The sequence below is a fragment of the uncultured Caballeronia sp. genome, assembly GCF_964243625.1.
In the GTDB taxonomy this organism is placed as follows: Bacteria; Pseudomonadota; Gammaproteobacteria; order Burkholderiales; family Burkholderiaceae; genus Caballeronia.
In genome coordinates this window covers 1-10241 of record NZ_CAXTGZ010000185.1, presented here as the reverse complement: position 1 = coordinate 10241, position 10241 = coordinate 1, and the positions used below count along the sequence as shown (strand labels likewise).

Sequence of the window (10241 nt, the reverse complement as noted above, 5' to 3'; positions counted from 1 at the left end):
GATGGCCGAAGCCGCGCGTCGCGGACACACGATCTACGCGTGCGAGCCGCAGCACCTGGCCTGGGTGTCGGGCAAGGTCGAAGGGTTGGTGCAACGCGTGTCCATAGTCGGCGACGTGGCGGATTCCGCGCGTTCGCCGTGGTACTCGGCCGCAACGCCGGAACTGCGCGATCTGAAGCAGTTCGATGCCGTTCTGATGCGCAAAGACCCGCCGTTCGACATGGAATACGTGACGACCACCTGGCTGCTCGAATTGGCCGAGCGTACCGGTGCACGCATCTTCAACAAGCCGCAGGCAATCCGCGACCACTCCGAAAAACTCGCAATCGGCGAATGGCCGCAATTCGTCGTGCCGACGCTGGTCACCCGTGACGCCGACCGGCTGCGCGCGTTCCACGCAGAGCACGGCGACGTGATCCTGAAGCCGCTCGACGGCATGGGCGGCATGGGCGTGTTCCGCGTGAAAGCCGATGGCATGAACCTCGGCACGATCGTGGAAATGCTGAGCGACAACGGCGCGCGCAGCGTCATGGCGCAGAAGTTCATCCCGCAAATCACCGATGGCGACAAACGTATTCTGATCATCGGCGGGCAGCCGGTGCCGTATTCGCTTGCGCGGATTCCGCAAGGCAACGAAGTACGCGGCAATCTGGCCGCCGGTGGCTTGGGACGCGCGCAACCGCTGACCGAGAACGACCGCAAGATCGCTGAAACGCTGGGGCAGACGCTGTTCAATCGCGGCCTGCTGCTGGTCGGGCTCGACGCCATCGGCGACTATCTCACCGAAGTGAACGTCACGAGCCCGACGTGCTTCCGCGAGATCATGGATCAGACCGGGTTCGATGTGGCGGGAATGTTTATCGATGCACTGGAGCGTGCTGTTGCAATTTAGAGGTGCCTGTCAAAGTGGCAGCCGGGCAGTTGAATCCGTCCGGACTGCTACAATCTGCCACTCATGAGATTCGTTTCGCGGTGCGATCCGGCCCCGAAATTGAAAGTGAGAATTTGCCGCAACGTGTTTCATATTGCGCTGCGCAAGAGTGCAAAATCCGACTAAGCTTGCAACATGCGGGCTTTTCGACGCTTTTGCATCCGGATCGATGTTTGCGGTCGCTTTTTAATTGCGCGCATATAACAGCAAGTTCCCACGATTTCCGACGTATCTCGTCGTTTTGGGGCAGCACACTCTGATATGGCTGGCATTCTGATCATTGCTCACGCACCTTTCGCTTCGGCGCTACGTGAGTGCATTTCCCACATTTACGGCGGTTTGCCCGCGCGCATCGGCGTGATCGATGTGATGCCGGACTGCGATCCTGTAGAGGTGCGTGCGTTCGCGCGCTCCGAGATCGACCGTCTGAAGGAAGAGAACGGCGCGATCGTTCTCACCGATGTTTTCGGCGCAACGCCCGCGAACATTGCGCAGAGCCTCGCAAGCGACACGGTTCGCGTGCTGGCCGGCGTCAACCTGCCCATGCTCGTGCGCGCCGTGTGCTACCGGACCACGCCACTGGAAACGATGGCCGAAAAGTCGCTCCAGGGTGGATCGAAGGGCATTCAGGAGCTGGACGCGTCGACACCTGCAAATCCTTGCGCAATGGCGAGCGCCGCTGCAGCGGCGAGTTGTGCGGTGAAATCGGCGGCGGTTGCCAGCGAACCGGAAAAAGTAGTCAGTCATTAAAACCAAGGCACCTGCACGAGTCAGCCCTTTCACCTAGCGCCCGGAGCATCATGCTGCAACAAGAAACAACGATTGTGAACAAGCTGGGTCTGCACGCGCGTGCCTCAGCGAAGCTCACACAACTGGCAGGAAGTTTTCAATGCGAGATCTGGATGAGCCGCAACGGCCGCCGGATCAACGCAAAAAGCATCATGGGAGTGATGATGCTGGCGGCGGGAATCGGCAGCACGGTGACGATCGAAACCGAGGGCGCCGACGAAGCCGAGGCCATGAAGGCCGTTCTCGCCTTGATCGCCGACAAATTTGGCGAAGGCCAATGAGTTTGTCATCGAAGATGTTTTGAAGAGAGCCGCGTTCCAACGCGGCTTTTTTTATGCGTTGCTGCAGCGCAAACGGTGAGGGACCGCGTTCGAATTTATAATGAGGCGCGCAATCGTATGTTCGGGCATCGCCAGCCTGCAAATACGACGCAACCGCGATCCACCCTAACCAGAGAGGTGCGCGTGTCGTTCACGCTGCATGGAATCCCAGTCTCCCGCGGCATTGCCATTGGCCGTGCGTATCTGATCGCGGCCGCCGCGCTGGATGTCGACCATTACCTCGTCGAGCCGGATCGTATCGACGGTGAGATCGAACGCTTTCACGCAGCCCAGGCGCAGGTCCACGCGGAGCTCGACGCGCTGCGTGAGGACCTCGCGGCCGATGCCCCCAGCGAAATGGGCGCCTTCATCAACGTCCATTCCATGATCCTGAACGACGCCATGCTCGTTCACGAAACCATCGATCTGGTGCGGACCCGCCGATACAACGTGGAATGGGCGCTCACCGAGCAGCTTGAGATACTGAGCCGCCATTTCGACGATATCGAAGACGAATATCTGCGCGAACGCAAGGCTGATATCCAGCAGGTCGTCGAACGCGTGTTGAAGGCGCTGGCGGGCGCTCCGTCCACGGCGACGCTCGTGGTCGATGGCGCCGCAACCAACGGTCACAACGACATGATCGTGGTCGCGCATGACATTGCGCCGGCCGACATGCTGCAGTTCAAGACGCAGGCGTTCAAGGGTTTTGTCACGGACCTGGGCGGACGCACGTCGCACACGGCGATCGTGGCGCGCAGCCTGGGCATTCCGGCATCGGTAGGTGTGCAGCAGGCGAGCGCGTTGATCCGGCAGAACGATCTGATCATCGTGGACGGCGATCACGGCATTGTGATCGTGGATCCCGCGCCGATCGTGCTCGAAGAATATTCGTATCGGCAAAGCGAGAAGGTGCTCGAACAGAGGAAGCTTCAGCGCCTCAAGTTCTCGCCCACGCAGACGCTCGACGGCACGAAGATCGACTTGTGCGCGAACATCGAGTTGCCCGACGACGCAAAGACCGCGCTCGATGCCGGCGCAATGGGCGTCGGCCTGTTCCGCAGCGAATTCCTGTTCATGAACCACAAGGACGAGCGGCCGGAGGAAGAGGAGCAATTCGAGGCCTACAAACGGGCCATCGAACTGATGAACGGCCGGCCGGTGACCATCCGGACAATCGATGTCGGCGCCGACAAGCCGCTTGAATCGATGAGCAGCGGCGACGGCTACGAGACCGCGCAAAACCCGGCGCTCGGCTTGCGCGCGATCCGCTGGAGCCTGTCCGAACCGCAGATGTTCATGACGCAACTGCGCGCCATCCTGCGTGCATCGGCGTTTGGCCGGGCGAAGATCCTGATCCCGATGCTCGCGCACGCGCAGGAGATCGACCAGACGCTCGACCTGATCCACGAAGCGAAGCGTCAGCTTGACAGCGCCGGTATCGAATACGACCGCAATGTGCAGGTCGGCGCGATGATCGAGATTCCAGCCGCGGCAATTGCGGTGCGCCTGTTCCTGAAGCGGCTCGATTTCCTGTCGATCGGGACAAACGATCTGATCCAGTACACGCTTGCCATCGACCGCGCGGATAACGCTGTAGCGCATCTTTATGATCCGCTGCACCCCGCTGTGCTGCACTTGATCGCGTTCACGTTGCGCGAAGCGAAAGCCGCAGGCGTGCCAGTTTCAGTGTGCGGCGAAATGGCCGGCGACCCGAGCGTGACGCGCCTCCTGCTCGGCATGGGGCTGACCGAATTTTCGATGCACCCCAGTCAGTTGCTGGTCGTCAAGCAGGAGATCCTGCGCGCGGATCTGAAGGCCTTGAACAAGCCCGTCGCGGACGTGCTTGCAGCGTATGAACCCGCGGAATTGCTTGCGGCCCTGGCGGTGCTTCAGAAGGCTTGAGCCAGCAGTTTCTTGTCGGCTATCAGCTTGTCCACCACGCGCATCACGAATTCAGGCGTGATGATCGACGTGCACTGGAACCGCTGCGCCCTGTCCGCGCGGCGGGGGCACCACGCGAAGTCCGTGGCTTCGAACTCGGCGGTCGTGTCGTTGAAGCAGCTATTGCAGCCATGAAAATTGATCACGCGATACGGCGTGCGAAATTCCGTCGATGGATGCGAAAACCCGCTGATCATCACAACGGGCGTGCCCGCGGCCCACGCGAGCCACGACAACCCGCTTCCCAGTCCGATAAAAAAATCCGCGTGATTCAACAGGCTCAAACGTTCCTGCAATGGCCGGTTGCCGGTGAAATCCTCGGCGCCTTCGGGCATCGTGTTCATGTATTCGGCGTTGCCGTATGACTGCTCTTTATCGATGCACAGGACGCGGTAGCCGAGTGTTTGCAAATGCGCGATCAACGTTGGCCAGCCGCGCGGGTTGTTCCAGTACTTGCATTGCGCAGTCGATTGCGTCGCGATGCAAACATAACGCTCCTTGATCGGGCGGGATTTATCGGCGATGACCACGTTCGGGCGGCGTTCCTCGCAAGGCACGCCGAGCAGGTAGGCAATCATGTCCTGCATGTTGCTCACGCGTGGGTCGGTCGGTTGATGATCGCGCTCTGAAAATGGCTTGAGCAGACCGATGTAGTACGTAGCGTAGAACGTATCCGCCTGACTGTTCAGTTCTTCGTCGGTTTCAATATGCAGACGCGGATAACCCTCGCGGAAAAGCGGCTGCAGATGCGGCCCCAGCGGCATGTGCAGTTCGCAATTGTGCTGCTCGCGAAATGCATCGATGACCGGCATCCACGCAATCGAATCGCCGAGCGCAAGCGGCGCCATGCGTAATGCCACTTTCTTGTTGGCCGCATTGAAGGTGTGGGAGAAGACGAGGCGCTGACCGTCAAACACTTCTAGCAGGAAACGCACGAAATATTTGCGTCGGCTCGTGACTATTGAGTTGGCTTCCACAGCTTCGTCAAGTACGACGTTGAACGTGTCCAGGTCGATCATGCGAACGCGCCAGCCATCCACCGGCACTTGCACTCGGCATCCATAGTTGAAGTCGAAGCGGACTCCTTCGGCGCCGCTCAGTGCCGGTGGGCCCGGGCGTGCAAATTCAGTTTCATTCCGGCCGCGCTGCGTGCTTTGGCTTGCTGTCTCACTCACGTGTTGCTCCAATCGCTTTAAGGTTCAGCAGCCACGATAAGGCAGCCGAACCATCAGCTAAATTGGAGGAATCTTAAATTTGAGACAACGCATGCAGGCGACGCGCGAAAGGCACTATTTCGCCGTATGTGATCCGCAAACAGGGCAGTCCGCCTGCCTTGCAATGCGCATGGTGTTCCACTCCATGCGCAGCGAATCGAGCATCATCAGGCGTCCTTGCAATGTCGTGCCGAAGCCGCCAATCAGACGCAGCGCCTCCGCCGCCTGCATCGTGCCGATGATGCCGACCGTCGGCGAGAAGACGCCCATGGTCGAGCAGGCCACCTCTTCGAACGCGTCGTCAGGCGGGAACACGCACGCGTAGCACGGCGATTGCGCGGAGCGAAAATCGAAGGTGCTGATCTGGCCGTCAAAGCGGAGCGCGGCGCCCGAGATCAGCGGCACGCCATGCGCGTAACAGGCCGCGTTGATGGCGTGGCGGGTGGCGAAGTTATCGGTGCAATCGAGTACGACAGTCGCGTGCGGGACGTTGTCGTTCAGCCATTGCGCGTCGGCGCGCGTGGCGACCGCGTTCACCTTGACATCGGGGTTGAGCGCGGCGAGCGTCTTGCGCGCCGAGTCCACCTTGGGTTCACCCACGGATGCCGTGGCGTGGACGATCTGGCGCTGGAGATTGGTGAGATCGACGGTATCGGCATCGACCAGCGTCATCTCGCCGATACCCGCCGCCGCCAGGTACATCGCCGCCGGGGCGCCAAGGCCGCCTGCGCCAATGATCATCACGTGCGCATACAGAAAGCGTTGTTGCGCTTCGATGCCGATTTCATCGACGAGAATATGGCGGGAGTAGCGGAGAAGCTGATCGTCGTTCATCGGGCGCTCGAGTGGGCAATGACCGGCGCGGCGGTCAGGAAGCGCCTATTTTAAGCGCGAGGCAGCAAAGGCAGGAAAACCCGGCAAGGCAGAAACGAAAACGCCGCCCACATGGGGCGGCGTTTGATCTGGCTGGCCGAAAATCTTACTGCGTAGCCGATGCCGGCACGGGCGCCGAAGCAGGCGCCGCAGCGTCCGATCCAGGCGTTGCCGGCAAGGCCGGCTGCACCGCGATCGGAGCGGATGCCGATGGCGTCGGCTTGTCCTGCGCAAGCTTGCGCTCGGAGTACGACTTCGACTCCTGAACCGGTTTGCCTTCAAGCTTGTTCAGGCCTTGGGCAAGCATGAAGTCGTCCGCACTGCCGAACTCGACAGGCTTTCTCTCACGATCCTTCCGGCGCTGCTCAGGCGTCTTCTTGTCGTTCTGCTCTTCAAGAATCCGCAGTTGCTCGAGCCGGTCTGCTTCGCGGGCTTCCTGTTCCTTCTTCTCGTTCGGGTCCTGCGTGTTCGCCAAGTGGTTCGAATAATCCACTTCCCGCGTCACGAGTGCGTCGTCCGGATCGCCTTCCGCGTATTGATCGACCGGAACGTCAGGACGGATGCCCTTGTTCTGAATCGACTTGCCGCTCGGCGTGTAGTAGTACGCGGTAGTCAGGCGCAGCGCGGTGTCCGCGGTCATCGGCCGGACGGTCTGCACCGAACCCTTGCCGAACGTGGTCTTGCCGACGATCAACGCACGATGATGATCCTGCAGCGCACCCGCCACGATCTCCGAGGCCGACGCCGAATACGCGTTGGTCAGCACGACCATGGGCACCTTCTTGAAGATTTCCGGCAGGTTCTTCAGCGGATCGGAGTCGAATGACGGCAAGCGATAGTTGTCGTACGTATCGCGGAAAGTCTGCTTCGCGTCCGCAATCTGGCCGTTGGTGGACACCACCACCGCATTGTCCGGCAGGAACGCTCCGGCCACGCCGACGGCGCTTTGCAGCAGGCCGCCGCCGTTGTTGCGAAGGTCGAGCACGAGACCCTTCAGGTCGGGCTGCTGACGCGCGAGATCCTGCAGCTTCGCGGCGAGATCAGGCACCGTGCGCTCCTGGAAGCTCGTGATGCGGATGTAGCCATAACCGGGCGCCGGGATCTTCATCTTCACGCTTTGCACGCGAATGAGCGCGCGCGTGACCGTGATCGGGAACGTCCGGTCGTCGGTCTTGCGGAAAATGGTCAGCGTAACCTTGGTACCCGGATCGCCGCGCATTTGCTTGACGGCGTTGTCGAGCGTCATGCCGCGCACCGGCTTGTCGTTGATACGCGTGATCAGGTCGCCTGGACGAATGCCGGCGCGAAACGCCGGCGTGTCTTCGATAGGCGAAATCACCTTGATCAGTCCGTCTTCCGACGAGATCTCGATACCGAGCCCGGCGAACCGGCCCTTGGTCTGTTCCTGCAACTCTTCGTAGTCGGTCTTGTCGAGATACGACGAGTGCGGGTCGAGGCTCGACACCATGCCTTTGATGGCGGCGGTGAGGAGTTTTTTATCGTCGACCGGTTCGACGTATTCATGCTTGATTTGCCCGAAGACTTCGGCAAACAACCGCAGTTGATCTAGCGGGAGAGGCGCGGTAGCGGCTTGCTGGGCAGATGCGGAGAGTTGCAGCGTGGCAAATGCGCCGGTAGCAAGGCCCGCGGCGATCAGGCCGATGTTTTTCAGGTTCTTTCGCATAGAGTCTGTTGCGGTCGGAAGCGGATTAGGCTGCGTCGTGGTTGACTGGGCAGTATAACTGCAAGCCCCGGACCACGACTTAAACGCAGCTTAAACGGCGTCCGCCGGCATGGTGGGTAAATTCTTTTCGAAGCCGCGGTTTATTAAAGCGGTAATCCCTGCGCAAATGTCGGGCCCGGCTTATGGGACTTCAGCAAAAAGACCTGATGAAGATTTATGGAGGCCAGTATGAATCGTCTCAACCAGAGATGTCGAATGGGCCTTGGCAAGTATCCAAACAGCTTCGCAGACGATTCGAGCGTGGTTGATCTCGCATCGTCTGCCGGTCAGGCTTGGGATTTGGGCGGAAAGCCCGCTTATCCTGCCTTCCCCTGCTTTGCGACTGCAGCCTGCGCCTTCGCTATGGCATCGGGGTCGCCGAGATAATAGTGCTTGATCGGTTTCAGGTTTTCGTCGAGTTCATAAACGAGCGGCACGCCATTCGGGATATTCAATCCGACGATATCGTCGTCTGAAATCCCATCCAGATATTTGATCAGCGCACGCATGGAGTTTCCATGCGCTGCGATCAGCACGCGTCTTCCCGACTTGACGGCCGGTCCGATGGACTCGTTCCACATGGGCAGCACGCGTGCGACCGTGTCTTTCAGGCACTCGGTCAGCGGCAGCTCTTCGCGCGGCACTTTCGCATAGCGCGGATCGTTGAACGACGTGCGTTCGTCCGACGGATCGAGAGCCGGCGGCGGCGTATCGTAGCTTCTGCGCCAGACCAGCACTTGCTCGTCGCCGTATTGCTTCGCTGTCTCAGCCTTGTTCAATCCCGCGAGCGCACCGTAGTGCCGCTCGTTCAGCCGCCACGAATGCACGACGGGCAGATACATCTCGTCCATTTGATCCTGCACGTGCCAGAGCGTGCGGATTGCGCGCTTGAGCACCGAGGTGTACGCAATGTCGAAACTGAAACCCGCTTCTTTCAACAGCACGCCGGCTTGCTGCGCTTCGCGGACGCCTTGTTCCGTCAGGTCGACGTCGACCCAGCCTGTGAATCGGTTTTCCTTGTTCCACGTGGATTCGCCGTGGCGGATGAGCACTAGCTTGTACATGATGTCCGTTTAGAGGTCGGTTAGTTGGGAAGCCTGTTAAGAAGCAGCAAGAAGCGGAAAACTGGCATCGATTTTGTGCGGCAACGCGCTTCGGCGCAACTCAGCCGATCGGCCGATGCCTTTACGGAGAACGGTTATTTTATAATGGCTGGATTGTCCTGATTTTTTTACGGCTTTTCTTTTCTCCACACTCCCAATCCGGCGGTCCCGAAGTGAAGTTTTTCACCGATTACACCAACCTTGTACTTATCGCCGTCCTCCTCATTTCGGGCGGGTTGCTGCTGTGGCCAACGCTTATGCGGCGCGGCCGCGGCGCCGTTTCACCGGCCGACGCGGTCCTTTTGATCAACCGGCGCAACGCCTCGATCATCGACCTGCGGCCGGTCTCCGAGTACTCGCAAGGGCACATTCCAGCCGCGAAAAACTTTGGTTTGGCGGAGCTCCAAGCAAAAGTTGGCCAAATCGCCAAGAATAAGAGCAATCCGGTCTTGCTCGTTTGCCAGACCGGGCAACAGTCCCAGAAGGCGAGCCAGATTGTGAGCGATGCAGGCTACGCCGAGGTCCATGTATTGCAAGGCGGACTGGATGCCTGGCAAAAAGCTGGCATGCCGGTCGTGAAACAAGGAGCCCTAAAGTGAACAAAGTAATCATGTACAGCACGCAAGTGTGCCCGTATTGCCAGATGGCCGAACGTCTACTAAAGTCGCGCGGCGTGGAAAATGTCGAGAAGGTGCTGATCGACCGTGATCCTGCAAAACGTGAAGAAATGATGACGCGTACGGGCCGACGGACGGTGCCGCAGGTGTTTATCGGCGAAACGCATGTCGGCGGGTACGACGATCTGTCAGCGCTCGACCGCAAAGGCGGCCTGATGCCGCTGCTCGAAGCGGCCTGAACGCATTGCCGGCAGCAAAGCAGCCCGTGGCATCGATCCGGAAAAACCGGAAACGCCGCGGGCTGCACTTTAAATAATCAAGGGAATCAACATGTCTGACGACAACAACCAACCGTTCTTCAACATCCAGCGCATCTACTTGAAGGATATGTCGCTCGAGCAGCCCAATTCGCCGGGAATTTTCCTCGAGCAGGACATGCCGTCGGTGGAAGTGGAAGTGGACGTGAAGGCCGAGCGCCTGGCAGAAAGCGTGTTCGAAGTGCTGGTGACGGGCACCGTGACCGCGAAGGTGTCGGACAAGGTCGCGTTCCTGATCGAAGCGAAGCAAGCCGGCATTTTCGATATCCGCAACATCCCGGCTGACCAGATCGATCCGCTCGTCGGTATTGCTTGCCCGACCATCCTGTTTCCGTACCTGCGCTCGAACATTGCTGACGCCATCACGCGCGCCGGTTTCCCGCCGATCCACCTCGCGGAAATCAACTTCC

11 protein-coding genes are annotated in these 10241 nt (G+C 59.7%); 7 read left to right on the top strand and 4 right to left on the bottom strand.

Annotation, left to right across the window (positions count from 1 at the left end):
* The 4 genes from gshB to ptsP all read left to right on the top strand — a co-directional run.
* A partial coding sequence (gene gshB / locus ACFFAR_RS14555; RefSeq protein WP_375508045.1) for a glutathione synthase occupies positions 1 to 892 on the top strand: 892 nt, incomplete at its 5' end.
* A gap of 300 nt (positions 893 to 1192) precedes the next feature.
* Positions 1193 to 1681: a PTS sugar transporter subunit IIA gene (locus tag ACFFAR_RS14550; RefSeq protein ID WP_062168831.1), complete on the top strand. Its 489-nt coding sequence runs from the start codon at positions 1193 to 1195 to the stop codon at positions 1679 to 1681.
* A gap of 50 nt (positions 1682 to 1731) precedes the next feature.
* A complete protein-coding gene (locus ACFFAR_RS14545; RefSeq protein ID WP_060817338.1) occupies positions 1732 to 2001 on the top strand; it encodes an HPr family phosphocarrier protein in 270 nt (89 codons plus the stop codon).
* A 183-nt stretch (positions 2002 to 2184) separates the two neighbouring features.
* Positions 2185 to 3945: a phosphoenolpyruvate--protein phosphotransferase gene (gene ptsP, locus ACFFAR_RS14540; RefSeq protein ID WP_172811903.1), complete on the top strand. Its 1761-nt coding sequence runs from the start codon at positions 2185 to 2187 to the stop codon at positions 3943 to 3945.
* Here the strand turns inward: ptsP and ACFFAR_RS14535 are convergent.
* From ACFFAR_RS14535 to gpmA, 4 genes are all read right to left on the bottom strand, one after another.
* Positions 3933 to 5159: an autotransporter strand-loop-strand O-heptosyltransferase gene (locus ACFFAR_RS14535; RefSeq protein ID WP_174362790.1), complete on the bottom strand. Its 1227-nt coding sequence runs from the start codon at positions 5157 to 5159 to the stop codon at positions 3933 to 3935. The two genes, ptsP and ACFFAR_RS14535, sit on opposite strands and share 13 nt — an antisense overlap.
* Before the next feature lie 114 nt (positions 5160 to 5273).
* A complete protein-coding gene (locus ACFFAR_RS14530; protein WP_174362789.1) occupies positions 5274 to 6032 on the bottom strand; it encodes a molybdopterin-synthase adenylyltransferase MoeB in 759 nt (252 codons plus the stop codon).
* A gap of 145 nt (positions 6033 to 6177) precedes the next feature.
* A complete protein-coding gene (locus ACFFAR_RS14525) occupies positions 6178 to 7755 on the bottom strand; it encodes a S41 family peptidase (protein ID WP_062168837.1) in 1578 nt (525 codons plus the stop codon).
* Positions 7756 to 8111: 356 nt separating this feature from the next.
* Positions 8112 to 8858: a 2,3-diphosphoglycerate-dependent phosphoglycerate mutase gene (gene gpmA / locus ACFFAR_RS14520; protein WP_062168839.1), complete on the bottom strand. Its 747-nt coding sequence runs from the start codon at positions 8856 to 8858 to the stop codon at positions 8112 to 8114.
* 212 nt (positions 8859 to 9070) lie between these two features.
* Between gpmA and ACFFAR_RS14515 the strand changes: the two genes are divergently transcribed.
* From ACFFAR_RS14515 to secB, 3 genes are all read left to right on the top strand, one after another.
* Complete coding sequence (locus ACFFAR_RS14515; RefSeq protein ID WP_062168841.1) at positions 9071 to 9496, top strand: rhodanese-like domain-containing protein; 426 nt, start codon at positions 9071 to 9073, stop codon at positions 9494 to 9496.
* The gene (gene grxC, locus ACFFAR_RS14510) at positions 9493 to 9753 is read left to right on the top strand and encodes a glutaredoxin 3 (RefSeq protein ID WP_056358080.1); all 261 of its coding nucleotides are present in this window, start codon (positions 9493 to 9495) and stop codon (positions 9751 to 9753) included. The genes ACFFAR_RS14515 and grxC overlap by 4 nt, the downstream gene beginning before the upstream one ends.
* Positions 9754 to 9844: 91 nt before the next feature.
* A partial coding sequence (gene secB / locus ACFFAR_RS14505) for a protein-export chaperone SecB (protein ID WP_375508044.1) occupies positions 9845 to 10241 on the top strand: 397 nt, incomplete at its 3' end.